Source organism: Novosphingobium umbonatum, from assembly GCF_004005905.1.
Taxonomy (GTDB): Bacteria; Pseudomonadota; Alphaproteobacteria; order Sphingomonadales; family Sphingomonadaceae; genus Novosphingobium; species Novosphingobium umbonatum.
Genome location: NZ_SACO01000004.1, coordinates 64,790 through 89,083, shown reverse-complemented (window position 1 = coordinate 89,083; position 24,294 = coordinate 64,790). Strand labels below are relative to the sequence as shown.

Sequence of the window (24,294 nt, the reverse complement as noted above, 5' to 3'; positions counted from 1 at the left end):
TGCTTTATGGGCGCAATAGAGAGGATGAGTCGGGTGCTGTCAAAGATAATTACAGCGCGCTATAAAAAGTGTGAGGTCAGAGGCGGGGCGGGAACCTTTGCGCCAGACTTTGCTGCGCAGCAAAAACAGTCTGTTGCATTGCCGGAAGCCCGCTTTTGGCGTGGGACAGCAAAGTTTCCGCAAGCCGCAGATGCAGAAAGGGGCGCAATTCCTCATCCCACAAATCGCCCTTGGCCCAGAAACCAACACCCGACACCATCGCCAATTGCACCAGATGCGACAGCAAGGCGAGTGGCGCGGCTTCGGCCAGCACGCCCTGTTCCACCATGGCCCGCATCGCTTGACCAACATGCCGGTCATACAATTGGGCCAAGCCGGTCATTTCCAGATGGTCAATCACCGCTCCGGCCAAGGCACGCGCCATTTCCGGCGCCTCCAGCGTGACATTGGCCACCGCATCACACAGGGCGATCAACCATTCCCAACCCGGCACTGGCACCAGATCGCTGGCCAGAACAAAGACGCTGGCGCTGCGTTCATAGGCCGCGGCGGCCAACAGCCCGTCCTTGTTGCCGAAAATGTTGAACAGGGTTTTTTCGGTCACGCCGCTGGCGGCGGCAATGGCGCGCATACTCACCGCATCACAGCCATGTTGCGACACCAGATCCCGCGCGCTGGCCAGAATGCGCTGTCGCCTTTCGATCTGACGCGGCGTTTGCTCCCGTTTGGCGGCGGCGACTGACAGCACAAGATCCCTCTTTTTTGCCCGATTTCACTATGGGTTGGTCAATGGCTCCTGACAAGGTGGCGGAGGGAAATGAAGCCGTGGACCCGCTTGACGCGGCAGGCATCCATGCGCCAAGCCTTCTTGCATGACATCCCGCCCCATCGACCCCGACACCGCGCCAGCACAGGCAGCAGGCCCAAAAAGGCGGGCCAATGGCGTGGCAAGGCGCAAGCTGATCATGGATGCGGCCGAAAGGATTTTTGCCGAACGCGGCTATTTCGGCAGCACGATGCGCGAGGTTTCGCAGGAATCGGGCGCGGCGCTGGGTGTGATCCACCACCACTTCCCCTCCAAAGGCCAGCTATTTGCCGAGGTGGTGGAGCGCAAGCGTGAGCGCTTGCTGGCCATCATCCGCGACAGTCTGGACAAGGTGGAGGCCGGACCACAGGCGGCGCAAGGCACGATCGAGGCCTTTCTGGGCCCGTTTTTTCGCATCTGTGCGGATAACCGGCATGAATTCCGCGATTATATCGTCCTGACCTCGCATTTCATGAGCCATTATGGGCAGGCCGAGGTAGGCGATGCCTTGGGCAAATTGCTGCCCATATCCCACCTGTTCATGGAACGCTTGGGCCAAACCGCTCCGGCCATGAGCAAGGCCCATCTGCAAATGGCCACCTATCTGATCGAAGCGGCGCTGGTTTTCATGGTGCAGGACACCGGCTTTCTCGATTCCATGTCGGGCGGGGATTTGTCCAAGGCCAATCTTGACGCCTTGATCGAGGAAGCCTCGGTCTTTTTCGCCGGTGGCGTGCAAGCACTAGCCGCGGCTCCAGCCTGAACACACGCCTGGCAGAAATCCTAGGCAAAGTGATAGTGGGACAAATGACCTACTAAGCTATCATCTCCCCATTCCGCAGAGGCCAAACATAGGCTTCGCGGGCCGTGGGAGAGACCAACATGATGCCGCCAAGGCCAAAACCCCCGATTGTCGCGCTACCTGCCATGGCCCAAAGAGGAGGATTTCATGCCTGACGCACAGGTTCTGGAGCTTTCTCCTACCGAGGCCGGTTTGCGCCTGCTGGCCGACCGTGACCAGATCCGCAACATTCTGGCCCTGCACAGCCGCGGGGTCGATCGCGCCGATGCCACGATGCTGGGCGCGGCCTATCACGACGACGCCACCGTGCATTACGGCTTTTTCGTAGGCACAGCGGCTGATCTTGTCGCCTTTCTGGCGCGGGCGCAAAAATCGGCAAAACCCAGCCTCCACCGCACCGCCAATATCGACATTCGGGTCGCTGGCGATCGGGCGGCCAGCGAGTCCTATGTCATCGCCCGCGTGGGCGACGGCGATCAGGAACGGATCGTCCTTGGCCGTTATCTGGACCGGTTTTCCCGCCGTGACGGCCAGTGGCGCCTCGACCATCGCTATTACGTGATGGACGGCAACACCAATGAAGCCGCTGCCCCAGAAGCAGGCGATCCCCCTTCCGGCCATGATCATTTCGCCCCCGTCGGCGCCAAGGGTGCCGCCGATGCCGCCCGTGTCTTGATGACCCAGCACCGCGCCGCCGCCACCCATTTGCAAGAGGCCCCGCCCATGACCCATTCCGCCGCCGACATTGACGCCGCGCTGTCACGCGATGCCATCCGCTCCCTGCTCACCGGTTATTGCCGTGGGGCGGATCGGGCCGATGCCGATATGCTGGCCGCGCAATTCTGGCCCGATGCCGCCGTGGTCAGCGGCGCCTTCAATGGCAAGGCGCCCGATTTCGCCCGCACGGTGGCCGAACAGATCCGCAACTATCTGGACAGCTGTTTCCATTCCATCGCCAATGAATGGATCGAGGTGAAAGGCGACCATGCCATCGGCGAGCATTATGTCATCGCCCATACCCGGGGCGCGGGCACCGATACGCTGGTCGGTGGGCGCTATGTCGACAGTTATGAAAGGCGTGACGGCATCTGGAAAATCGCGGCCCGAACCTTTGTGCAGGATTGGAGCAACAACCGGCCCAGCACCTATGAAAGCGAGGGCTTTTACGCCGGATTGACCACGCGCGGTTGTTACGGCGCGCAAGACCCGATCTATGCCCATTGGGCATCCTTGTAATCGCGCCGGATCAGGAGAAAGCCCATGTCCCATGCCGTTCTTGAACACGGTTTGCCCCGCCCCGCCAGCGCCGAGGAAATAGCCAGCGCCCGTTGCCCTGCGCCATCGATGCAGGAGATTGTCGCGGGCGACACTGTACCCCCGCCACCGGTGCTGGCGCATGAGGAACCGGCCTATCTGGGCAGCGAGCCGGTCAAGGTCGATCGCTATTTCGACCAGTCGATTTTCGAGGCCGAAATCGAGAAGATCTGGAAAAAAAGCTGGCAATGGGTGTGCCGCGAAGACCATATCCCCGAACCGGGCGATAATTACACCTATGAAGTGGCCCATCTGTCCTATCTGGTGGTCCGGCAAGAGGATGGCAGCGTCAAAGGCTTCGTCAATTCCTGCCTGCACCGCGCGACGAAATTCAAACGCAGCGAGGGGATCGGGATGGGGGACCAGATCCGCTGCCCCTATCATGGCTGGTCGTGGAACAATGACGGCTCGTTGAAGGCGGTCCCCTGTTCATGGGACTTTGGCCATATCTGCCCGTCCAAAATGGCTCTGCCGGAGGTGCGCGTGGGCCATTGGGGCGGCTTCATCTTCATCAATCCTTCGCCCGAAGGGCCAAGTCTTGAAGATTTCCTCAGCCCCCTGCCCGAGCATTTCGCCCATTGGGACATCGCCAACCGCTATGTCTCGGTCCATGTGGCCAAGGAATTGCCCTGCAATTGGAAAACCGCGCAGGAAGCCTTTCTGGAATCCTATCATGTGATGGAAACCCACCCCCAGCTGATGAAAGGCGTAGGGGATGCCAATGTTCAATATGACATACATTCCGACCACATAACCCGTTTTTACGCCGCCAGCGGCGTCAACTCGCCCCATCTGGCCAACCCGCTGTCGGAGCAGGAACTGCTGGCCACGATGATCCTGGGCGACCAGAATTCGCGCGATGACAGCCTGACCGTCAAGGAAGGCGAGACCGCCCGCAATGTCATGGCGCGCCATTTGCGCAAAGTGATGGGCGAGGCCTATCAATGCGACCTCTCGCATCTGTCGGACAGCGAGGTGATTGATACGATCGAATATCACATCTTCCCCAATATGGTGCTGTTCCCCGGCCTGTCGCTGCCGATGGCCTATCGCTTTCGCCCGATTGGCAGCGATCCGAACCGGACCTTGTTCGAAATCCTGTTCCTGCGCCCCAACCCGTCCGAAGGGCGCATCCCAGAGCCGCCCGAACCCTATCGCGTGGCGGAAAAGGAAAGCTATTCCTCCGCCCCCGGTTTCGACGCGGCCATGGGCTATGTCTATGATCAGGACACGGACAATCTGCGCGCCCAGCAGGAAGGTTTCCGCGCCAGCGCCACTGGCGTGCAGCAATTGGGCAATTATCAGGAGGTGCGCATCCGCCACTTCCAGCAAGTCATCGACAAATATCTCAACGCGTGAGGCCCTATGACCAAGACCTTCAATCTGGAAGCCGAAGTCCGCGATCTGGCCGCAAGGCGCGACATCCAGCGCGCCCTGATGCGTTATATGCGGGGGCAGGACCGGCTTGACCCTGTCCTGCATCTGTCGGCCTTCCATGCCGATGCCTATGTCGATTGCGGGCTGATGCAGGGCAGCGCACAGGAATTTGTCGACTTTGCGCAAGGCTTTCTGGCCGATCTGGAATCGAGTCAGCATATCATCGCCCAATCCGACATCGAGGTGAATGGCGCGGTGGCCAGCGGCGAGATCTATTTCTACGCCTGGCATCGCCTGCATCAGGATGGTGAGGCCAAGGATCTGATCGTCGCCGGACGCTATATTGACGAATATGCCGAACGCGACGGCGATTGGCGCATTGTAAAGCGCCGCGAATTGATCGATTGGGCCCGCACCGATCCGGCCGCCGACGGCTTTCTGGCCGAAAACCCGCATCTGCCGCGCGGGGCAAGGCGCGGCGCGGATTTCAGCCAGACCCGCGACTGGCCCTAACCGCCTTGTTCATCCACAACCCTGCAAGCCCTATGCGCATCCCCATCGCATAGCGCGCACATGGCATGGATGATCCCCGCCACAATCGGGTCTTTCAACCGGTACCAACGGGTCTGGGCATCGATCCGCACCTGCACCAGATCCTGCGCCCGCAACTGGGCCAGATGTTGCGACACGCCCGATTGCGACAGGCCGGTCAAGGCTACCAGCTCATTGACCGAGACCTCGCCTTCATCCATCCGGCACAGCATCAACAAACGGTCCGGATGGCTCATCTGTTTCAGGCGCGAGGCCATATGTCCGGCATGCCGCTTCATGTCGTCCAGCGCCACAGGCTTCATGCTTTGCCTCCTGCCATCAAGACCCCGTCATCACGCAGCACCACATAAATTGCTGGAATAACCAGCAAAGTCAGCAAGGTGGAGGAGGCAAGGCCGAAAAGCAGCGAAATCGCCAGCCCTTGGAAAATCGGATCGGTCAGGATGACCGAGGCCCCGATCATGGCCGCCGCCGCCGTCAGGGCAATCGGCTTCACGCGGATCTGCCCTGCCTCGATCAACACCTGCCTTAAAGGCTTGTCCGGCGTGGCCGTATGCCGGATGAAATCCACCAACAGGATCGAATTGCGCACGATAATCCCCGCAAGGGCGATAAAGCCGATCATGCTGGTGGCGGTAAAGGGCGCTCCAAACAGCATATGCCCGGCGACAATCCCGATCAGCGTCAACGGCACCGGCGTCAGGATTACCAGCGGCAGTTTGAAACTGCCAAATTGCCCCACCACCAACACATAGATCGCCAGCAAGGCCACCATAAAGGCCGCCCCCATATCGCGGAAAGTGACCCAGGTGATTTCCCATTCGCCATCCCACAAGAGGCTGGTCCGGCTCTCGTCCTGCGGTTGGCCATGCAGCACAATGGCAGGCTTGACCAAACCATGCGCCTTCCAGTCATAGGCATCGATCGCCGCATCCACCGCCAACAGGCCATAGATCGGCGCCTCATAACGACCGGCCAGATCGGCCATCACCATCGTCGCCCCGCGTCCGTCGCGGCGATACAGGCCCTGCCCGCCAGCTTCGACCCGCGCCTCGACCAATTCGCCAAGGCTCAACAATTGGCCCGAAGATGTTTGCGCCACCGGCGTTGCGGCCAAATCCCCGTTCCATTGCCGCTGCCCCTGATCCAGCGCCAGTTCGATCGGCACCGGCTGTCGATCCTGCCCGCCCAAGGCCAGATTGCTCGAGGCATAGGCCAGCCTCTGCCCCCCCATCAACGCGCCGATGGAATCCAGCACCTGCTTTTCCGATACGCCATAATGATCCAGCTTGGCGCGGTCGGGCACCAGTCGCAGCGTCGGCCTTGGTTCGCCAAAACTGTTGTCAGTGTCGACGATGAAGGGGATCGAGCGGAAGATCTGCTCCACCACGCGGGCGGTTTTCTGCCGCGTGGCTTCATCCGGCCCATAGATTTCGGCCAGCAGCGTTGCCATCACGGGCGGGCCGGGCGGGGTCTCCACCACTTTGATAACCCCACCTTGTGGCAGGGCAACCGCCTTCAACCTCTCCCGCAGGTCAACGGCAATGGCATGGCTGGAACGGCTGCGCTGATCCTTGGGCAACAGCGCCACCATCACATCGCCCATTTCGGGCTGGGAACGCAGGAAATAATGGCGCACCAGACCGTTGAAATTGAAAGGCGCCGCCGTGCCTGCATAGAGTTCCATGGCGGTTACCTCCGGCATCTGGCGCGCCACGGCAGCAACCTGTTCCAGCACAAGCGCGGTGGATTCCAGCGCGGTGCCTTCGGGCAGATCGACCACCAATTGCACTTCGCTCTTATTGTCAAAGGGCAGCAGCTTGACCGTCACAGCCTTGAAATAAAACATCGAACAAGCCAGCAAAGTCGCCAGCCCCACACCCCACAAGAAACGCTTGGCGCTGCCCCGCGTGGCGATCACGCGCGTGGCGTAACGGGCATAGATTGCGCCCAACCTGCCCCCGCCCGCTGCCTCGTGCCCCGCATCCAGCGTTTGACGGGCAAAGCGGATCATCAACCATGGCGCGATGACCACCGCAACAAAGAAGCTGAACACCATGGCGGCGCTGGCGTTGATCGGAATGGGCGCCATATAGGGCCCCATCAGGCCGGACACAAACAACATGGGCAACAGCGCCGCCACCACAGTCAGCGTGGCGATGATGGTGGGATTGCCCACCTCCGCCACCGCCTCGATAGCGGCCTGCTGGCGGCTGCGCCCATCCTGCATTGCCCCCCCAAGTTTTGACCAATGGCGCGCGATATTCTCGATCATCACAATGGCATCATCGACCAGAATGCCGATGGAAAAGATCAGGGCGAACAGCGACACGCGGTTGATGGAAAAACCCATCATGCGACTGGCAAACAGGGTGAGCATGATGGTGGTGGGAATGACAATCGCCGTCACGCCCGCCTCGCGCCAGCCAATGGCAAAACCGATCAGGATGACGATGGAGACGGTTGCCAGCGCCAGATGAAAGATCAGCTCATTGGCCTTTTCATCCGCGCTCTGGCCATAATTGCGGGTGATATTCACCGACACACCGGCCGGAATCAACGTCCCCTTCAACGCCTCCACCCGCGCCACGACATCGCTCGAAACGCTGACCGCATTGGCGCCGTTACGCTTGGCAATGGCGATGGAAACCGCTGGCGCCATGGTCCAGCCCTTGCCCTCCCTCGCCCAGCGCCAGCTGCGCGCCTGATCCTGCGCGGCGCCCTGCACCACTTGAGCCACATCGCCCAACAGGACCGGCGCCCCATTGGCCGCACGCAAGGTCAGGTGGCGGATTTCCTCGGCACTGGCCAAAGATTGTCCGGCGGTCACGGCCATGGCCGCGCCAGCTTCGCGCACCTGCCCCGCAGGGAAACTGCGCCCGCCCTGTACGACACTTTCCATCACGCTGGACAAAGGCACATGCGCCGCCGCCAATCTGGCGGGATCGGGCACAATACGGATCACCGGCGGTTGGCCGCCCGTGATGAAGGTCACCCCCACATCCTCTACCTTGGCGATTTCATGGCGCAACTTGTCAGCCAGATCATAGAGCGCGGCCTCGTCCCATGCCGAAGATTGCGGGGTGAGCGTCAAAACCACAATCGGCACATCCGAAATGCCGCGCACCGTCACCTGCGGCATGCCGATGCCCACCGGCAGGCGATCGGCATAGGCCTTGATGCGGGCATCCAACCTGATGGCGGCGTCTTCGGGCCGCGAACCCACCACGAAACGCGCCGTGACCAGCAATCCATGATCCTGCGCCTGCGTATAGACATGCTCGACCCCGTCGACGCTTTTGGCGATGTCCTCCAGCGGTTTGCCCACCAGTTCCACCGCATCGCCCGCCGATAGACCCGGCGTGGCAACCCGCATGTCGACCATCGGTACGCTGATCTGGGGTTCTTCTTCACGCGGAATGGTGATGGTGGCCAACAGGCCCACCAAAATCGCGGCCAATAGAAAAAGCGGGGTCAGGGGCGAGGCAATGGTGGCCTTGGTGAGGCGACCCGAAAGGCCCGTATTCATTGCCCCTTCCCCTGAACACCCGCTCCTCCAGCACCTGAGACCAGCGTATCGCCAGCGTTCAGGCCGGATAGGATTTCTACATGATCACCCTGCGCCTTGGCGGTCTGCACCGCAACGGTCGAAATGCTGCCGTCCTTGGCCACCACATTCACGTAATCCAGCCCATAGCGCGTGGTGACAAACCCGCGCGGCAACAGGATGGCCCGCCGCATACCCGTGGCGATGCGGGCCGCCACGCGGTGCCCGATCAAACGCTGGTCCAATCCTTCCATCGCCACATCGGCGCTCACCCGCCCTGCGGTTACCGCAGGGTAGATCCGCGTCACCCGCCCCTGCACCACGCCGTGTCCCGCCAAGCCTTCAAGCTCGACCAAAGCCCCATGCTGGACGCGGACCGCCAACGTTTCGGGCAGATCAAGCCGCAGCAAAACCGGCCCCGATGTCACCACCGCCACCACCATGCCCGGCGCCACCGCCGCGCCCGCCGGTATCTCTGCCCGCAGCACCAGACCCGATGCGGGCGCGACCAATCTTTGCGCGGCCGAGGCGCCATGAACCTGTGCCTGTGCCATGCGGGCCATGGACTCGGCCTGATCCAGCTTGGCCTTGGCATAGACGCCGTTTTGATAAAGGAAGCGCACCCGCTCCAGTTCCTGCCGCGCGACATCCGCCTGCGCCCTGGCCGCCGCCGCGACCGATGCACCGCCCCCCAGATCGTCGCTGATCTGGCCGATCAATTGCCCGCGCGTGACCCGATCGCCTGCCCTGACGGTAAAGGACGATAGCACGCCTGCGCTGCGGGCGAGCACCTGTGCCTGATCCTGCGCGGTAATCTCGGCCGAGACCGCTTGCCAATCGGGAACGTCACTATAGCGCAAGGTGATCCGAGGGCCGGAAGGCACCGCCATGCTGGCGCGCTCCGCCTCGGGGGCCTTCTCCCCGCAAGCCGTCAAAGGCAAAGCGGCCAACAGGGCAAGGGCCAACACCTTTCGCATCGTGACGCCCCCCTCTTATCGCTCGACGGGAAGGCCAGCCTGAGCCCAGGCGCCAAAGCCACCTGCCAGATGGCCCTCCACGGCCGCCTGTGCCGCAACACATTTGTCCAGCGCCATCCCCGAACGCTTGCCCCCCAGACAGTTCAGCACGATCATTTTGCCATCCGCGTCGGGCAATTGGCTGACATCAAAGCTGGACAAGGGCAGGTTCAGCGCCCCCGGGATATGGCCTTGCGCGAACTCATCGCCTTCACGCACATCGACCACCACCACCTGCCGGGCGGCGATCATGGCCTGCAATTGCGCCGCATCGAATTCGCGATGCTGGGCACTTTTACCAAATCCGAACATGGCCTTCTCCTTTTCGCCCTCTGGCGGCGAGTCTAAAAATCATGTATTGCTTATATGGTTATTTTGCAATATAAGGCAAGCGCAATGTTAGAAGCAAGGAGACCAACCATGTCGATTGATTCTGCCGTGATGCGCTTTGTCGGTGTTCTCGTCCTCGCCAGCGCTTTGGCCGCCCATTTCCTCAATCCGGCCTGGATCTATCTGACTCTCTTTGCCGGCGCGAACCTTGTCCAGGCCAGCTTCACCGGCTTTTGCCCTGCCGCCAAACTGTTTAAAGCCATGGGCTTTTCCGCTGATCCGACGTTCAAGTAAGGGGCTTGGATCATGCGCCGCCTGACCGGTCTCTGGCTTGTCCCGCTGCTGCTGTATGGCCCCTTGGCGCAGGCACAGGAACCGGCGCAGGACTTGACCGCCACGATAGCGCAAGCCTTGCGCCACGCCCCCGCACTGGATCAGGCCCAGGCCGAGGCTGATGCCGCCAGAGCCAGAAAGGAAGGCGTGCGCGCCGAAACCCTCCCCTTGGTCAGCCTTCAAGGGCAGATCGGCTATGGCCGGATCGACAATGACGGCTTCTTTGGCATCGGCCCCAAGAATGTCATGCCTTTGGCGGTGCAGGCGGGCGCGGAAATGCCGATCTATTCCGGCGGGCGCTGGAAGGCAGCGCAAGATCAGGCAAGGGGCGGCCTCGATCTGGCGCGACTGGGGCAGGATGAGGCGCGGGCGCAAGTAACCCTCGCCGCCGTCACGGCCTATGTCGAAGTGCTGAGCGCGCGCCAGATCGAGCTTCGCTTCCGTCAATTGACGCAGGAACTGACCGAAGTCGCAAGGCAGGCCCAATTGCGCTATCAATCCGGCGAGGTACCCAGCTCTGAACTGGCCGCCGCCACAGCCCGCCGTGCCGAGGGGGAGGCAGGATTGGCGCAGGCCGAAGGCCGCCGGATCAGCGCCTTGGCCCAATATCGCCGCATAACCGGCGAGGGTGCCCCTGACCACTTGCCGATGCCCGATCTACCGCCCGTGCCAGCCACTCTGGACGAGGCGATGGAGGCGGCACAGCGCAACAATCCGGCGCTGGCGCAGGCCGAAAAATCGGTGGACATCGCCCGCGCACAGGCACGCGCCGCTCAGGCCGAAGCCATGCCCAGCATCAGCGCCTTCACCGAGGCCAGCCATACGCGCGACCAGTTCTTTCCCGATTACCGTGCCAATACGGTGAGCCTGGGCTTGCGGGGCCGCTGGGTGCTATGGTCGGGCGGGCGCATCTCGGCCAAACGCGCCGAGGCAGATGCCCATCTCTCCGGCATGCAAGCCCGTGCCCGCGAGGCGCATGAGGCGATGGACAGCGCCGTGATCGCTGCATGGACCGGCCTGCAAACCGCCCATCGAATGGTCGCTGCCAGCGAGGCGCGCAGCACCGCCGCGGCCGAAGCGCTGCGTTCGATCCGATTGGAAGCCAAAGTGGGCGCCAAACCGCAACTGGCCTTGCTGGACGCGGAAAGAGAAGCGATCACCGCGCAAACTTCCGCCATTGAAGCCCAAGGCCAGCGCCTGTTGGCGGCATGGCAATTGAACGCATTGACGGGGCGGCTGCCCTAACTCGCGCCTCAGTCGGGGAATTCGATCACCTGCCACCATTGGGTTTGGCAATTGGTATAATGGATTTCCAGACCTTCACGGTCAATTTGTTCAAATTTTTCAATGCTGGTGATGCGCGTTCCGGCGGGCAAAACGGGAATATAGCGCTGATAGCGAGGTTTGAGACGGGCCGGATCAACCTACCATTGTGGCTGGCCTTCAAAGAAGCGCCGCCAGAAATCAATCCGTTCCGGCGTGGCCACCGGTATCGGGCCGAAATGATCGCCCAATTCCATCACCCTTGGCTGTGCCCGATCATAGGCGGGCCAGAGGGGCAAGGGATGGCCACCACCATCGCGGCCATTGGGGTTACCGGTGGCGATAATATTGGCCCAATAGGAGGACATCACTTCGGCGATCTGGCGATCCTGCTCCGTCCATGGGCGGTTCACCGCATCCAGACTGTTGAACGCATAGGTGATTTCCGACCCATGATAAGCCCCGCGCATGTCATGATCAGGGCCGGGCGGGCCATGGGTCCAGAAATAGCTGTAGACCGGCAGCGGCGAGCCCTTGCTCCACAATTGGCCCCAAAGGAAGGTGGAAATGCGCGAACAATCGCGGGCCGCGGCGTCATTCTGGATCGCGGCGGTGGCATCGTCACCGGCGGGATAGAGGCGCAGGAATTCCTCTGCCATCGGCCCGAACTTGCGCCGCGCCGCCGCCTGAAACGCGGCCAGCGTCACGCTGGTTTGCGGCATGCCCGCGCGCATCGGTGGCGGATTGTTGCGCAAGCGTTCAAAGGCCGTTTCAGGCACCGCGCCCGTCTCGTCCTTGTTGTTGCCTGCCACATAGGTCACTTTATTCTGCGCCTGTGCGGCATAGGTTTGCGCATAATTGCGCGGCAGGACATAGCCATCAACCACTGGTCGGAACAAAGGCGGCTTGCCATCCGATCCGGTTTCGACCGCCATATCGACGGTGTTGCTGCCCTCGATGATCTTTTGCCACGGCATGGCGCGCAATTGCGCAAGGTCGGTGCTGCCATGCGCGGCGGCATAGGCCTGACCGGCCTTCTCCGCCTCATCCTTGCGGCGATAGGACACCGAGAGATAGCGCAATTCCGTATCGCCGGGGTGACGGGCATGGCTTTGGCCAATGCTGGCGCGGAACAGGCCTTTCGTCAGCGGTGACATGGTGAGGAAGCCCACCGACCCCGCCCCTGCCGATTGGCCGCCGATGGTTACTTTCGCCGGATCGCCGCCAAAAGCCGCAATATTGCGCTGAACCCAACGCAGCATGGCGATTTGATCCATCAAGCCGTAATTGCCCGAAGCGCCTTGCGGGCTTTCCTTGCTCAGTTCCGGTGTGGCCAAAAAGCCCAAGGCGCCAACGCGATAATTGAACGTTACCACGACGATGCCCTTGCGCGCCAAGGCCTCGCCGTCGAATTCAGGACTTGCACCGGTGCCGCCGATAAAGCCGCCGCCATAGATCCAGACGTAGACGGGGCGCTTTTCGCCGCTACCTGCCGATGCGGTGGTCCAGATATTGGCGGTCAGGCAATCCTCGCTCTGCGACAGGCCGCGCGCCATGTCGCCCCCCGGCTGGGGACAGGCGGGGCCAAATTGGCCAGCATCGCGCAGGCCCTGCCAAGCGGGCACAGGCGCGGGAGCCCGCCAACGTAAATCCCCCACAGGCGGCGCGGCATAGGGCACGCCTTTATAGACATTGACCGCCCGATCGCGCCCCGCCGCGCCGCGCAGCAAACCGCTTTCCACCCGCACTTCCCGCGCGTTCTGGACGACCGTTTGCGCCATTGACGCACCATGCATGGTCAAAGCCGACAGCGCGACGCCCCATGTCAAAACCCTAAAGCGCATCGCTTACTCCTTGCCGCCAAACCGGCCAGCAGCGCTCAGCCATTGGTCGATGTAATCATAGGTTGTTTTCTGGGTATCACCGAACTGGCCCGGCATTTTCTCGCAAGGCTTGCAGGTGTTGTAGAGGTGGTCAGCCCCTTCGACGAAGGCGATGGATTTGTCCCTTGATCGGGCCAGATTATAGATGGTTTCCGCCGCCAGAAATTCCCAATGCGCGGTCATCCCCATCACCAGCAAGGGCGCGGCGATAGACTGCACATTGCCCGGAGGGCTGGCATAGGTCGAGGTCCAATCCACACCGGTCACGCCGCTGGCGTCATAGGAGAAGTCCTTGCCCACCCGAATGGCATAGGTGGACAGATAGGACCGCACCGATGTCCGCAAGGCCCCCCGCCGATAGGAAGGCGAGAGGTTCTCGGTGTTTTCCGGCACACGCACCGTTTGCACCACCTGCACGCTTTGCGAACCATCGGCATGGATCAGGGGATAGGCCGCTTTGGTGCGCGCCATCAGGCTGACATCTTGGGAAAACAATTTGTTATTGCCACCCAACAGGCTGGCTCCGGCCACGGTAAAGGGGGCATCATCGGCAAATGGCCCCTTGCCGCTGCGCAAATCATCCATGGCCGCCTGTGCTTTGGCGGTGATCGCGCGGCTGCGCTGCGCCTCGACGGCCAGAAAACGGGCGGTGAAGGCAGGGGAATAGTTCGAGCCGGAGGCGCCAAACCCGTTGGCCGGATCGAACATGTCGAGCGCCGGATCAAGCCGCGTGGCATGGGCCTCGTCCTGCACCGCCGGATCGAGGCTGAACAGGGTCATCGCGCCCAGCCCCCAATTGGAATCGACCAGCATGATCCCGTCCGCCGGTGGCATACCGGCCAGCGTATCGGGGCATTTCCAGATCTTCTCGGCCCCTTGGCAGGTTTTCACCCCACCCTCGGCGATCATCTGATAGGCGCTCATCACCGTGCCGCCGCCACTATGGCCCAGCAGCACCACACGCCGCACGCCCGGTTGCGCGCGCAAGACCTGCATCGCCGCCTTGATTTCCAGCAGCACCTGATCGAGCACGCCATCATTGAAGGCGCCCGACTTGCTGGTGCTATTGTTGACACAAAGCGCCTGATAGCCGCGTTGCGCCAATTGGGTGCAACCGGGGAAGGCCAGATAATCCGCGGCCGAATGCATAATCAACACGGCGGTGGCCGACTTTGGCCCCATGGTCGCGGGCGTATAGAGCACAGACGGCACCCCCTGCGCCACGCGGATAAACCGCGTGTTGACCGCATCCTGTGCCATCGCCGTATGGGTGCCCGCGACAAGGCCCAAGGCCCCCGCCATGCCCAAAATCCCGCGCCACCATAGGCTGCTTTTGCCTGTCATGCTTTCCTGTCTTTCCCGCAACGGATGTAAAGGGCCGCCGCAAAGGCAGCCCCTCGCATCACCCCTTAGAGCTTGGCGCGCAAGCCGAGGGTGAAGTAGCGGCCCACCGGATCATCGGTGACCACAAAGCCACCAAACCCGCCCGGCGAAGTGGCCGTACCCGGCGCATTGGCCACCGGCGGCTTGGCGTTGAGCAGGTTCTGGATGTTGAGGAACATCTCCACCTTCCTGCCGCTCGACAGGTTGACCGTTTGCGACAGGTTCACACCCAACTGGCCAAAGGGTGCGACTTTGCCCTGCCCTGCAGCCCAGGCCACCGTGGGATCACCCCACAGCTTGAGCGCATTGCGCCAGCGATAGATCGTATCGACGCGCAGGTTGTCATTGACGTTAAAGCTGGCCGTGGCAGTCAGGCGCCACGATGGGCTGGCCGTCAAACCATTGGTGCCAAAGGCCACCCCGCCCTGATCAATCACGGCCACACCGGGCTGGATATAACGGATATGCGGCTGATAGGCGGCCAGACCGCGCAGGGCCAGCTTGTGGCTGCCGATCGAGCCATTGTAATTGGCCTCTACGTCCAGACCATAGGTGGTGACCTTGGACAGGTTGATCGGCTGCACATACCAAGCCGTCACCGCGCCGCTGCTATCACGCTGGATCAGGCCGCAATAGACCGCCAGACCGCCGCTGTTGCAGCCCTGCTGGATGGTGGGCTGGAAACCCTGCACCGTGGTGATCGCATTGCTGACCTTGATGTCATAATAGTCCACGGCCAGGCTGAAACCGGGCAGAAAAGCGGGCTTCATCACCAGACCGGCGGTCAGGGTCCGGCCAATTTCGGCGGTCAGATTGGGGTTGGACACATTCACCGAAGGCAGCAGGTTGGTAGCGCCGGTCTTCAGGTCCTGATTGGTCACCATCGTGACCGAAGTGGCGGCGAACAGGTCGTTGAGCGTAGGCGCGCGAATATCGCGGCTGATCGTGCCACGGAAACGCAGCCCGTCGACAATGTGCCAATCCGCGCCCAGCTTCCACGTCCAATAGGTGCCCACCGTGTTATATTTGGTGTAACGCGCCGCTGCATTCAGCCCCAGCGATTTGACCAACGGCGCATCTTTGAGCAGCGGCACATTCACTTCGCCCGCCAATTCCATCACCGATTGCGACACATGCGGGTTGGACGCCAAAGTGTTGGCATAAAGCAGCGTGCGCGCACCGGTCGCCACGCAATTGTAACGCAGATTGGTGCAATCGGCATACATCGAGGGCGTTGCCGTGCTTTGCGAGATGAAGGACTGATAACGCCATTCACCCGACAGGGCTGCGGTCACTTCACCGGCCCATGTGCTGAACGGGCTGCCCGAAATTGAGGCGTTAAAGTCATGCTGGCGCGTGGTGGCCACGTAAGTGGTCGTGTCCATGATATAGTTGAGCGCCGCCGCGCTGGCTGCCGAGGGGCCGAACAGGTTGAGCGGCGTGCAACCGGCATAGGCCGAGGCGGTTGCGGCCTGTGTCGCGGCATAGCAGGCAGGCCCGCTGGCCGTGCTCACGGCATCCAAAGCCGCCGACAGCTTTTGATTGTTGACCTGATTGGAACTGGTCGTGGACAGGCGGGAATCGCCATACACATAGGACAGGTTCCAGTTGTAATTGCCCAGCTTACCCTCAAGGCCGGCAATGGCCATCAACTGGCGGGTCTTGGGCTCGTAACGGGCGCGCTCGATCTGGGTGTTGATCTCGCTCAGCACGAAAGTCGAGCCCGGCATTTGCGCGGCATAGGCGGCAGGCAGGAAAGCATTGGCGGTGGACAGCGTATAATTGGCAAGGCTCAGGTCGCCGCCATAGGACAGGTTGCGCTTGAAATTGCCGCTCAGCGTGAAGAAGCCGTGGATATTGTCGTTAAAGTCATAATCGGTGCGCGCATAGATCTGGTGCGAACGCTGCGCCGCTTTCAGCGACATGTCCAGATAGCCACCCGCACCGCCGCTTTGCGTGGTGGTGCCGCTATAGGTCGTGCCGTTGACAAAGGGGCTGAGCACGCCATTGCTGGCAAAATACTGGCCTGCCAAGGCGCAACCGGTCCCGCAGGAGATGATCTTGCCGCCAAAAGGCTGGGCCGCCAGCGTGCCATTGGTGATCAGCGAATAGGGGATGGTTGTGCCATTGCCCACCACCACGGCGCGGTTGTACCAGCTGCGCTGTGAACGGCGCAGGATGCCGTCATCGTTGCGATATTCATAGCTGACTTCGAAATGGCCGCGCCCTTCGGCAAATTTAGTGCCCCATGCCAGAGCCGCCTGCTGCGAAGGGTTGTCGCCATAGGTCGACACGCCCATCTGGGCCTGCACTTTAAGCCCCTCAAACTTGGTGTCGGTGACAAAATTGACCACGCCCGACACCGCATCCGAACCATAGACCGCCGACACGCCGCCCGTCACTGTATCCACCCGCTTGACCAGCAATTGGGGGATTACATCGGCGTCCACGATATTGGTATAGGAAGTGGGCGGAACACGGCGGCCATCGAGCAGCACCAGATTGCGCACCCCGCCAAGGTTGCGCAGATTAAGCTGCGCCGCGCTGCCATTGCCGCCCGACACGCCGCCCGAAACGCCCGGATTGCTCAATTGCCCGCGCGATCCGGAGAAAACCGGCAAGGTGTTGATCGATTCCGTCAGGCTGGTCGGGCGCAGATTGACCAGATTTTCGGTGGTGACCACGGTGACCGGCGTGGGGCTATTGTCGCCATTTTTCACCACGCGCGAACCGGTGACAATGATGTCCTGCGCCGAAGGGGTTGCCTCTTGCGCCGATGCCTGACCTGCCACGAACAGGCCGGATACCAGACCGGTACCCGCCAAAAAAATGGCCTGAAGCTTTCTCATCTTGTCCTCCCATAAACAGGACGGGCAAGCGCAAAGCACTTTCCGGCTTCGCATGATGCGCCACGTCCCGACATTTTGCTTATGGGTGTTCATTGATCCAAACCGAGGCCAAACGCGCTATCAGTTTGGTGGCAGTCATGATTGAATTTGGGTTTCGGTCGCGGCGAGTGGCGAAAATTTGACATTGACGCCCGCAACCGAAACAGACCAAGGCTGTGAACCGCCTTGGATGAAAGCTGAACGCGTCAGTATGACACGCCCGACTATTATCGATATCGCCAAACATGCCGGCGTCTCGTTCAAGACCGTTTCGCGGGTGCTGAACAAACATCCCAAGGTGGGGGAAGACTATCGCCGCAAGGTTGAACAGGCGATGGAAGAGCTGAATTTCCGCCCCAACCGCGCCGCCCAGCAATTGCGCGGAGGGCGCTCCTCGATGCTGGGCCTGCTGGTGAGCGACAGCGCCGCGATCCATAAGCTGGATGAAGGCAACCGCCTGCCCAGCTATCTGGCCGATATTATCACCGGCATGCTGCAATCCTGCCAACAGGCAGGATTTCATCTGGTGACCGAGAACATCGATTCCAGCGATGCCGAAGCGGGGCGGGCTTGGCTGGACGATTGTTTCGATGCGGTCAGCTTTGACGGCCTTTTGCTGATGCCGCCGCTGTGCGACTGTGATTGGCTGCTGGATGAACTGGACGCGCGGCAGGTCCGTTATGCCCGCATGAATCCGGGCACCCAACTGGACCGTGGCCTGTGTTTGGTGATCGACAATTATGCCGCGGGGCGCGAGATTGGGGCCTATCTGCTGGCGCAGGGGCATCGCCGTCTGGGCTATATCACCGGCCCTGCTTCCCATTTTGCCCATACACCGCGCCTTGACGGGTTGCGCGATGCCATGGCCAACGTGCCCGATACGCAATTGCAGATAGAGCAAGGCGCCTTCACCTTTGATTCCGGTCTGAAGGCAGGCGCGGCCATGATGGACAGCGCAATACCCCCCACCGCCATTTTCGCCGCCAATGATGAAATGGCCGCAGGCGTTTTGGCCATGGCCTTTGAACGGGGCCTGCAAGTGCCCGCCCAATTGTCCATTTTCGGCTTTGGCGGCTTGTTGATCTCGCAATCGACATGGCCGCGCATTTCCACCGTCAGCCAACCCACCATCGCCATGGCGCGCATGGCCGCCGATGCGCTGATCGCCGCGACCTTGGAGGGCAAGGAATGGGAAGCGCGGTGCGTGCAGATCGACTATGAACTCAAACTGCGTCAATCCGTGGCCGATATTTCGGGATAGCACGACACCGCAAGGCAGTGGAAACTCGGGTCAAATGACCGAGGGCATGGCCTGCCGCAAAGCTTCGATCGCCACCTGCACCCGAGCCGACAGATGGCGGCGCGAGGGATAGACCGCCCAGATCGATTCATCAGCCTGCCGGAACTGGTCAAGGATCACGGCCAATCGCCCGTTCTTGATATCCTCCGACACATAAAATTCGGGCAAATGGCAAATGCCCATATCCTCGCGCGCGGCGGCCACGATGGCATGGCCATTGTTGCAATGCCACCGCCCCTGCGCCCGCCACAGCACGGTCTCGCCATTCTGGCGAAAACGCCATTCATCCGATGTGCCCACCAGACAGGCATGTTGCGCCAGATCGCCCACCTTGGCCGGTGTGCCATGCTGCGCCAGATAGGCGGGCGAGGCGCAGGTCAGCACGCGCCTTTGGGCAATCTGGGTGCAGATGAGGCGGGAATCGGTCAGATCGCCGGTACGTATCGCCAGATCATAGCCCTCCCCCACCAAATCCACCACGCGATTGGTCAGGTTGAGATGGATCGATAACTGGGGATGCTTGCGGCATAATTCGCGCATGATCGGGGCCACAAAGCGCTCCCCCATCGCCGCCGAACAGGTGATGCGCAAATCGCCATGCGGTTCGCCCCCGCTGTCCAGCGTGGCAAAGGCCTCGTCCCTTTCCGCGACCAATCGGGCAAAGCGGGTGATCAGCAAGCGCCCGCTATCGGTCAGTTTCACCACGCGGGTGGTGCGGGTAAACAGGCGTGTTTTCAGCCTTTGCTCCAACCGGTCAATCGCGCGGCTGACATTGGAGGGCGCGGTGTTCAGCCTTTGCGCCGCGCGGACAAAGCTGCCCATTTGGGCCACCATCACCGCTTCCTCGATCCCCTCCCACGCAGCCATTATGCCATTCCTGCAACAATGTATTCCAGATAAGCCCTTTATCCCAATATCATTGATTATATAGCAAGGCCAATGGAGAGATAAGGAGAAAATCCCCATGAAGACCCGCGCCGCCGTGGCCTTTGCGCCCAAGACCCCGTTGGAAATTGTTGAGCTGGATCTGGAAGGCCCCAAGGCCGGCGAGGTTCTGGTGGAAATCATGGCCACCGGCGTGTGCCACACCGATGCCTATACGCTCGATGGCTTTGACTCCGAAGGTATTTTTCCCAGCGTGCTGGGCCATGAAGGCGCAGGCATCGTGCGCGAGGTGGGCGCGGGTGTTACCTCGGTCAAGCCGGGCGACCATGTCATCCCGCTCTACACCCCCGAATGCCGCCAGTGCAAAAGCTGCCTGTCGGGCAAGACCAACCTGTGCACCGCGATCCGCGCCACGCAGGGCAAGGGGCTGATGCCCGATGGCACCACGCGCTTCAGCTATAAAGGTCAACCGATCTTCCATTACATGGGCTGCTCGACCTTTTCGAACTTCACCGTCCTGCCCGAAATCGCCGTGGCGAAAATCCGCGAGGACGCGCCCTTCCAGACCTCGTGCTATATTGGTTGCGGCGTGACGACCGGCGTTGGCGCGGTGATCAACACCGCAAAGGTGCAAGTGGGCGACAATGTGGTGGTGTTCGGCCTGGGCGGCATTGGCCTCAATGTCATTCAGGGCGCGCGTCTGGCTGGCGCGAACAAGATCATCGGCGTCGACATCAATCCCGATCGCGAGGAATGGGGCCGTAAGTTCGGCATGACCGATTTCCTCAACACGCGAGACATGAACCGCGAGGATGTGGTGGCCAAGATCGTGTTGATGACCGATGGCGGGGCCGATTACACGTTTGACGCCACGGGCAACACCGAAGTGATGCGCACCGCGCTGGAGGCCTGCCATCGCGGTTGGGGCACCAGCATCATCATCGGCGTGGCCGAAGCGGGCAAGGAAATCGCCACTCGCCCGTTCCAGCTGGTCACGGGCCGCAATTGGCGCGGCACAGCTTTTGGCGGGGCCAAGGGCCGCACCGATGTGCCCAAGATTGTCGACATGTATATGCAGGGCAAGATCGAGATCGACCCGATGATCACCCATGTGATGGGTCTGGAGGAGATCAACACCGCCTTTGACCTGATGCACGCAGGCAAGTCGATCCGCAGCGTGATCGTGTTCTGATCCAACCCATGCGCGGGGTGGGTTAAGGCTCGCCCCGCGCATTTATCCCGATGTTTTCGGCCAGATCCCTATGGCCGCCGCAATTGGGAAATCGCATCCAGCATATATTGCAAGGCGTTGACGCCGGGATTGACCAGCGATTGCAATTGCAAACCATCCGCCATGGCGATCAATTGACGGGCGGTGGATTGTGGGTCGATATGGCCTGCGATGCGGCCCTGCGCCTGCTCCTCCTCGATCCGTTGGGACAGGGCCATGGCCACACGGTCAAAACGCTGCCTGAAGAAATCATGCGCGGGATGGGCCGGATCGACCGCTTCGGCGGCGAAATTGAGATAGAGATGGACCACGCCGGGAATGGCAATGTTACGCTTGAGCAAGTTGGCGAAACCGTCCAGCGTCACCACCTGATCGGGCGCGGCGGCGCGGGCCTCTTCGTCCCAACGCATGATCACGCTTTGCAGCAGAGCTTCACGGCTGCCGAAATAATAAAGGATATGGGCCGGTTCGATCTTTAACGAACGCCCGATTTCGCGCAGCGAGGGATTGCGCAATTCCTGCCGCGCAATTTTGCCCATCAAGCCTTGCAGGATCTCCTCACGCCGCGCCGCGCCCTTGGGCGAGGTTCCCACCACCGCCACGCCCGCGCGCTTGGGGCGCAGTTCGCTGCTTGGCTTGTGGTCAGGCGGTAACGGCGGCAATCTGTCCAACTCCCCTTCTTTCATGGCGGTGCCCTTGGCACAGGACGGACAAAATCGACAAATCTTTTCCGCTTGTTCCTTGGTAGCAGCCCTTCCCACCCTGCCGCCCCTTGCGCTAAGCCCGCCGCCAAAGGAGCCTATGCCATGACCACCCCTTCGCTCGAAGCGCTGTTGCAGCAGGAAGAGGCGCTGATCCTCTCGCGCTTTAGCGTGGATGATGCGTGGTGGCTGGGCTGCTATTTGCGCGAGAAAGGCGCCGCCGGACATTTGCCGATTGCGATAGAGATTTGCCTCGGTCCCACCTGCCTGTTTTCGACGCTCTTGCCCGGTGCCACCGCCGATAATCAGGGCTGGATCAAACGCAAGGTGGCGCTAGTCTGGCGCTATCAACGCTCCAGCTATGCCATGGCCCAGAAATTCGCGGCCAAGGAGGGCAGTTTTGAACGCTATGGGCTGGACCACCAGACCTATGCCGCAGCCGGGGGCGCGGTGCCCCTGCGCGTAACGGGCGTGGGCATGGTGGGCGTGGTGGCCGTCTCCGGCCTGCCGCAACTGGACGATCATCTGATGGTGCTGGACGCTTTGTCCGCGTTGCAGGACTGGCAAAAAGGCCCAGCTCAGGCTTAAACCAGATCGACCACCTCAACCACGGGCAGAGGCGCTGCCCCCGGTTGCCTTTCCCAATGGCGCGCCAACAACACCCCGCCATGGGCGCGCAATTGGGCGACAACATCCAAATCCACCTCGGCAAACAGCCATTGCGCACGGTCCATCTCGCCCATGGCCAACACGCCATTGGCGGGCAGGCGCCAATCGCCCCCCTTTGGCCCATCGGGCGGGCCATAGAGCCCTGCCGCCCCGTGGTTCACATCCACCGCCGGAGACCATGCAGCCTCGCCAATGGTGGGCGATTGCGCGACCAGCATCTGCCCTTCCAAGGCGCGGGCCTGCGATCCGATCCGCACCCGCCAATAGCCCTGCGGCGTATCGGTGCAGCTGGGCACCAACAGCAATTGCACGCCCGCCTCGACACAGGCGCGGGCAATCAACGGAAATTCGCTGTCATAGCAAATGGCAATCGCCAAACGCCCCAAGGCCGTTTCAAACAGGCGCAAGGGCGACCCCACCGCCGAGGCGGGCGCAATACCCCATTCCTCGGCCTCGAAACGGGTCATCATCAATTTGTCCTGATAGCTGGCCTTGCCATCGGGGGTGAACAGGCGGGCGCGGTTCACATAAAGCCCATCCACCAGCACCGGTCCACTGGCCGCCAGAATATGCATCCCATGGCGCGCGGCCAGTTCGGCATGCAGCCCGTCTACTTGCGGCATCAACGCCGCGACCGAGGCCAGCGAGCCTTGAAGATCACCCGCCGTCGCCGGATCGAGGCTGGCCAGTTCCATCGCGCCATATTCAGGGAATACCGCCAGCGCCGCGCCGCCAGCGGCTGCTTCCTCCACCCAATGCGTCAGCTTGGCCTGATAGGCAGCCCAATCGGGCAGGGCATCAATGGGATATTGCGCCAGCGCGATGATAAAGGCCATTATAGCGCCTTCATCCAATATTGCATCGGCTTCTCGCTCTGCTCTCCATCGCCAATATCGGCCCAGGAGAAATGGGCGATCAAGCCCGGGATCATCGCATAACCGCGCTTTTGCCAGAAGGCATCGAGCGGGCTGTAATCGGCAGGGCGCGCCGGATGGTCGGCGGGGCGGATCACGCCGCAAAAAGTCGCCGCCTTGGCGCCATGCAGGCGGGCCTGTTGCTCGCGGTGGTCAAAGAAAGCATGGCCCAGCCCGCGCCCGCGATATTGCGGCAGCAGCACGCTTTCCCCGAAATAATAGAGCGAGGCGACATCGATCCCGCGCTCGGCAAATTTGGCCTGATAGTCCGGCTTCTGGCCACTCATGGGCGAGGCCGTGGCGATGCCGATGATCGCATCGCCATCTTTTGCCGCAATGATCACCGCGCCTTCGGCCACGGCGAAATCACGCAGATAATCGCTCTCATAGGAAGGATCGCCGTGATAGAGATAGGGCCATTGGGCAAAGACCGTGCAGCGCAAACGGGCCAGATCGGGGATCGCCGCGCGCAGGGCGTCGCCGCTCAAAGGTTCAACCGTGATCATACCTTGGCGCTCCCTTCCACTTGAGCAATCCAGTCGGCCAGATTGTAATGGTTGGAAATGCGGGTGATCTTGCCATCGGCCAATTCAAAGAAAGCCCCGACCCGCAGGCGATAGGTCTGGCCGCTGGCGGGGGGCAGGCCTTCATCGCTGACCAGATAGCGCCCGTCGAGCATGAATTCCGCCGCCGCGCGCGTGCCATTGGCCGAAACCATGAACACCGGATCGATCACCTGTTCGGCATAGCAATTGTTCATATGCGCCAGAAAGGCCCGGAAAGCCTCCAGCCCATGGCGCGCCTGCCCTTGGCTCGGCTCATGGACGATTGTTTCGGCCAAAAGCTTGCACATGCCTTTCACATCCTGACGGTTGAAGGCGGCATAATAGCTGGCCAACACATCCAAAACAGGCTGGTGAGGGGCAGGAAGGCTCATACACATTCTCTCCAAGGGGCTTTGCATCGCGCGTCTAGCAAAGGATGGCGGACTTGTCGCGGGGGCTGGCGCGGCGATTTACGCATCATCGCTTAGTCTCCTGTCAGAATCTACATCACCATAAAACTTATCGTGATGTTCAGGGCAAAAGCGCAAAGCCATAG

23 protein-coding genes are annotated in these 24,294 nt (G+C 61.4%); 9 read left to right on the top strand and 14 right to left on the bottom strand.

The annotated features are described in order from the left end of the window. Window positions 1-76 precede the first annotated feature (76 nt). Entirely contained in the window at window positions 77-748 is a 672-nt protein-coding gene (locus tag EOE18_RS06820; protein WP_127707593.1) for a TetR/AcrR family transcriptional regulator, read from the bottom strand. A 124-nt stretch (window positions 749-872) separates the two neighbouring features. Here EOE18_RS06820 and EOE18_RS06815 point away from each other — a divergent pair, with 124 nt between their 5' ends. From EOE18_RS06815 to EOE18_RS06800, 4 genes are all read left to right on the top strand, one after another. Further along, window positions 873-1,568: a TetR/AcrR family transcriptional regulator gene (locus tag EOE18_RS06815; protein WP_127707591.1), complete on the top strand. Its 696-nt coding sequence runs from the start codon at window positions 873-875 to the stop codon at window positions 1,566-1,568. Window positions 1,569-1,754: 186 nt separating this feature from the next. Further along, window positions 1,755-2,843, top strand: a complete 1,089-nt coding sequence (locus EOE18_RS06810) for a nuclear transport factor 2 family protein (RefSeq protein WP_127707589.1) — start codon at window positions 1,755-1,757, stop codon at window positions 2,841-2,843. Between the two features lie 24 nt (window positions 2,844-2,867). Next, complete coding sequence (locus EOE18_RS06805) at window positions 2,868-4,280, top strand: aromatic ring-hydroxylating oxygenase subunit alpha (protein WP_127707587.1); 1,413 nt, start codon at window positions 2,868-2,870, stop codon at window positions 4,278-4,280. Between the two features lie 6 nt (window positions 4,281-4,286). Next, window positions 4,287-4,811 (top strand): nuclear transport factor 2 family protein, encoded by a 525-nt coding sequence (locus tag EOE18_RS06800; RefSeq protein ID WP_127707585.1) that lies wholly within the window; start codon window positions 4,287-4,289, stop codon window positions 4,809-4,811. Here EOE18_RS06800 and EOE18_RS06795 read toward each other — a convergent pair. The 4 genes from EOE18_RS06795 to EOE18_RS06780 are packed head-to-tail and all read right to left on the bottom strand — an operon-like array spanning window position 4,808 to window position 9,725. After that, window positions 4,808-5,152 carry an ArsR/SmtB family transcription factor gene (locus tag EOE18_RS06795; protein ID WP_127707583.1) on the bottom strand — a complete coding sequence of 115 codons (345 nt, stop codon included), beginning with the start codon at window positions 5,150-5,152 and terminating at the stop codon, window positions 4,808-4,810. The two genes, EOE18_RS06800 and EOE18_RS06795, sit on opposite strands and share 4 nt — an antisense overlap. Then, window positions 5,149-8,379: an efflux RND transporter permease subunit gene (locus tag EOE18_RS06790; RefSeq protein ID WP_127707581.1), complete on the bottom strand. Its 3,231-nt coding sequence runs from the start codon at window positions 8,377-8,379 to the stop codon at window positions 5,149-5,151. The genes EOE18_RS06795 and EOE18_RS06790 overlap by 4 nt, the downstream gene beginning before the upstream one ends. Continuing rightward, the gene (locus EOE18_RS06785; RefSeq protein WP_127707579.1) at window positions 8,376-9,374 is read right to left on the bottom strand and encodes an efflux RND transporter periplasmic adaptor subunit; all 999 of its coding nucleotides are present in this window, start codon (window positions 9,372-9,374) and stop codon (window positions 8,376-8,378) included. The genes EOE18_RS06790 and EOE18_RS06785 overlap by 4 nt, the downstream gene beginning before the upstream one ends. A 15-nt stretch (window positions 9,375-9,389) precedes the next feature. Then, window positions 9,390-9,725, bottom strand: a complete 336-nt coding sequence (locus EOE18_RS06780; RefSeq protein WP_127707577.1) for a rhodanese-like domain-containing protein — start codon at window positions 9,723-9,725, stop codon at window positions 9,390-9,392. A 108-nt stretch (window positions 9,726-9,833) separates the two neighbouring features. Here EOE18_RS06780 and EOE18_RS06775 point away from each other — a divergent pair, with 108 nt between their 5' ends. Then, window positions 9,834-10,037 carry a YgaP family membrane protein gene (locus EOE18_RS06775; RefSeq protein WP_127707575.1) on the top strand — a complete coding sequence of 68 codons (204 nt, stop codon included), beginning with the start codon at window positions 9,834-9,836 and terminating at the stop codon, window positions 10,035-10,037. A 12-nt stretch (window positions 10,038-10,049) separates the two neighbouring features. Then, a complete protein-coding gene (locus EOE18_RS06770; RefSeq protein WP_127707573.1) occupies window positions 10,050-11,321 on the top strand; it encodes a TolC family protein in 1,272 nt (423 codons plus the stop codon). Window positions 11,322-11,329: 8 nt separating this feature from the next. Here EOE18_RS06770 and EOE18_RS18930 read toward each other — a convergent pair whose 3' ends face one another. From EOE18_RS18930 to EOE18_RS06755, 4 genes are all read right to left on the bottom strand, one after another. Next, complete coding sequence (locus tag EOE18_RS18930) at window positions 11,330-11,452, bottom strand: hypothetical protein (protein WP_281278038.1); 123 nt, start codon at window positions 11,450-11,452, stop codon at window positions 11,330-11,332. Window positions 11,453-11,500: 48 nt separating this feature from the next. After that, window positions 11,501-13,183, bottom strand: a complete 1,683-nt coding sequence (locus tag EOE18_RS06765; RefSeq protein WP_127707571.1) for a carboxylesterase/lipase family protein — start codon at window positions 13,181-13,183, stop codon at window positions 11,501-11,503. Window positions 13,184-13,186: 3 nt separating this feature from the next. After that, window positions 13,187-14,566 carry an alpha/beta hydrolase family protein gene (locus EOE18_RS06760; RefSeq protein ID WP_127707569.1) on the bottom strand — a complete coding sequence of 460 codons (1,380 nt, stop codon included), beginning with the start codon at window positions 14,564-14,566 and terminating at the stop codon, window positions 13,187-13,189. A gap of 65 nt (window positions 14,567-14,631) precedes the next feature. After that, window positions 14,632-17,454 (bottom strand): TonB-dependent receptor plug domain-containing protein, encoded by a 2,823-nt coding sequence (locus tag EOE18_RS06755; protein WP_164852684.1) that lies wholly within the window; start codon window positions 17,452-17,454, stop codon window positions 14,632-14,634. Window positions 17,455-17,704: 250 nt separating this feature from the next. Between EOE18_RS06755 and EOE18_RS06750 the strand changes: the two genes are divergently transcribed. After that, entirely contained in the window at window positions 17,705-18,754 is a 1,050-nt protein-coding gene (locus EOE18_RS06750; protein WP_164852683.1) for a LacI family DNA-binding transcriptional regulator, read from the top strand. A gap of 30 nt (window positions 18,755-18,784) precedes the next feature. Here the strand turns inward: EOE18_RS06750 and EOE18_RS06745 are convergent, their stop codons facing one another. Further along, complete coding sequence (locus tag EOE18_RS06745; RefSeq protein ID WP_127707563.1) at window positions 18,785-19,660, bottom strand: LysR family transcriptional regulator; 876 nt, start codon at window positions 19,658-19,660, stop codon at window positions 18,785-18,787. A 97-nt stretch (window positions 19,661-19,757) separates the two neighbouring features. On the opposite strand from EOE18_RS06745, the gene EOE18_RS06740 reads away from it, so the two are divergent. Then, the gene (locus EOE18_RS06740; RefSeq protein WP_127707561.1) at window positions 19,758-20,870 is read left to right on the top strand and encodes an S-(hydroxymethyl)glutathione dehydrogenase/class III alcohol dehydrogenase; all 1,113 of its coding nucleotides are present in this window, start codon (window positions 19,758-19,760) and stop codon (window positions 20,868-20,870) included. A gap of 68 nt (window positions 20,871-20,938) precedes the next feature. Here EOE18_RS06740 and EOE18_RS06735 read toward each other — a convergent pair whose 3' ends face one another. Next, a complete protein-coding gene (locus EOE18_RS06735; protein ID WP_127707559.1) occupies window positions 20,939-21,595 on the bottom strand; it encodes a TetR/AcrR family transcriptional regulator in 657 nt (218 codons plus the stop codon). Between the two features lie 120 nt (window positions 21,596-21,715). Here EOE18_RS06735 and EOE18_RS06730 point away from each other — a divergent pair, with 120 nt between their 5' ends. Further along, on the top strand, window positions 21,716-22,198 hold the full coding sequence (locus EOE18_RS06730) for a heme-degrading domain-containing protein (protein ID WP_127707557.1): 483 nt from the start codon (window positions 21,716-21,718) through the stop codon (window positions 22,196-22,198). Here EOE18_RS06730 and EOE18_RS06725 read toward each other — a convergent pair. Genes EOE18_RS06725 through EOE18_RS06715 form a run of 3 tightly spaced genes read right to left on the bottom strand, consistent with a single transcriptional unit; the run spans window position 22,195 to window position 24,130 of the window. After that, the gene (locus EOE18_RS06725; RefSeq protein WP_127707555.1) at window positions 22,195-23,115 is read right to left on the bottom strand and encodes a carbon-nitrogen hydrolase family protein; all 921 of its coding nucleotides are present in this window, start codon (window positions 23,113-23,115) and stop codon (window positions 22,195-22,197) included. The genes EOE18_RS06730 and EOE18_RS06725 overlap by 4 nt on opposite strands. Continuing rightward, complete coding sequence (locus tag EOE18_RS06720) at window positions 23,115-23,699, bottom strand: GNAT family N-acetyltransferase (RefSeq protein WP_127707553.1); 585 nt, start codon at window positions 23,697-23,699, stop codon at window positions 23,115-23,117. Before EOE18_RS06720 ends, EOE18_RS06725 begins: the two co-directional genes overlap by 1 nt. Continuing rightward, window positions 23,696-24,130 carry a ketosteroid isomerase-related protein gene (locus EOE18_RS06715; protein ID WP_127707551.1) on the bottom strand — a complete coding sequence of 145 codons (435 nt, stop codon included), beginning with the start codon at window positions 24,128-24,130 and terminating at the stop codon, window positions 23,696-23,698. The genes EOE18_RS06720 and EOE18_RS06715 overlap by 4 nt, the downstream gene beginning before the upstream one ends. Between the last annotated feature and the right edge of the window lie 164 nt (window positions 24,131-24,294).

What these genes read in the sequence shown, in the direction of transcription:
- EOE18_RS06815 (WP_127707591.1), top strand. Translation starts at nt 873, where the DNA reads ATGACATCCCGCCCCATCGACCCCGACACCGCGCCAGCACAGGCAGCA.
- EOE18_RS06810 (WP_127707589.1), top strand. Translation starts at nt 1,755, where the DNA reads ATGCCTGACGCACAGGTTCTGGAGCTTTCTCCTACCGAGGCCGGTTTG.
- EOE18_RS06805 (WP_127707587.1), top strand. Translation starts at nt 2,868, where the DNA reads ATGTCCCATGCCGTTCTTGAACACGGTTTGCCCCGCCCCGCCAGCGCC.
- EOE18_RS06800 (WP_127707585.1), top strand. Translation starts at nt 4,287, where the DNA reads ATGACCAAGACCTTCAATCTGGAAGCCGAAGTCCGCGATCTGGCCGCA.
- EOE18_RS06795 (WP_127707583.1), bottom strand. Translation starts at nt 5,152, where the DNA reads ATGAAGCCTGTGGCGCTGGACGACATGAAGCGGCATGCCGGACATATG.
- EOE18_RS06790 (WP_127707581.1), bottom strand. Translation starts at nt 8,379, where the DNA reads ATGAATACGGGCCTTTCGGGTCGCCTCACCAAGGCCACCATTGCCTCG.
- EOE18_RS06785 (WP_127707579.1), bottom strand. Translation starts at nt 9,374, where the DNA reads ATGCGAAAGGTGTTGGCCCTTGCCCTGTTGGCCGCTTTGCCTTTGACG.
- EOE18_RS06780 (WP_127707577.1), bottom strand. Translation starts at nt 9,725, where the DNA reads ATGTTCGGATTTGGTAAAAGTGCCCAGCATCGCGAATTCGATGCGGCG.
- EOE18_RS06775 (WP_127707575.1), top strand. Translation starts at nt 9,834, where the DNA reads ATGTCGATTGATTCTGCCGTGATGCGCTTTGTCGGTGTTCTCGTCCTC.
- EOE18_RS06770 (WP_127707573.1), top strand. Translation starts at nt 10,050, where the DNA reads ATGCGCCGCCTGACCGGTCTCTGGCTTGTCCCGCTGCTGCTGTATGGC.
- EOE18_RS06765 (WP_127707571.1), bottom strand. Translation starts at nt 13,183, where the DNA reads ATGCGCTTTAGGGTTTTGACATGGGGCGTCGCGCTGTCGGCTTTGACC.
- EOE18_RS06760 (WP_127707569.1), bottom strand. Translation starts at nt 14,566, where the DNA reads ATGACAGGCAAAAGCAGCCTATGGTGGCGCGGGATTTTGGGCATGGCG.
- EOE18_RS06755 (WP_164852684.1), bottom strand. Translation starts at nt 17,454, where the DNA reads ATGAGAAAGCTTCAGGCCATTTTTTTGGCGGGTACCGGTCTGGTATCC.
- EOE18_RS06750 (WP_164852683.1), top strand. Translation starts at nt 17,705, where the DNA reads ATGACACGCCCGACTATTATCGATATCGCCAAACATGCCGGCGTCTCG.
- EOE18_RS06745 (WP_127707563.1), bottom strand. Translation starts at nt 19,660, where the DNA reads ATGGCTGCGTGGGAGGGGATCGAGGAAGCGGTGATGGTGGCCCAAATG.
- EOE18_RS06740 (WP_127707561.1), top strand. Translation starts at nt 19,758, where the DNA reads ATGAAGACCCGCGCCGCCGTGGCCTTTGCGCCCAAGACCCCGTTGGAA.
- EOE18_RS06735 (WP_127707559.1), bottom strand. Translation starts at nt 21,595, where the DNA reads ATGAAAGAAGGGGAGTTGGACAGATTGCCGCCGTTACCGCCTGACCAC.
- EOE18_RS06730 (WP_127707557.1), top strand. Translation starts at nt 21,716, where the DNA reads ATGACCACCCCTTCGCTCGAAGCGCTGTTGCAGCAGGAAGAGGCGCTG.
- EOE18_RS06725 (WP_127707555.1), bottom strand. Translation starts at nt 23,115, where the DNA reads ATGGCCTTTATCATCGCGCTGGCGCAATATCCCATTGATGCCCTGCCC.
- EOE18_RS06720 (WP_127707553.1), bottom strand. Translation starts at nt 23,699, where the DNA reads ATGATCACGGTTGAACCTTTGAGCGGCGACGCCCTGCGCGCGGCGATC.
- EOE18_RS06715 (WP_127707551.1), bottom strand. Translation starts at nt 24,130, where the DNA reads ATGAGCCTTCCTGCCCCTCACCAGCCTGTTTTGGATGTGTTGGCCAGC.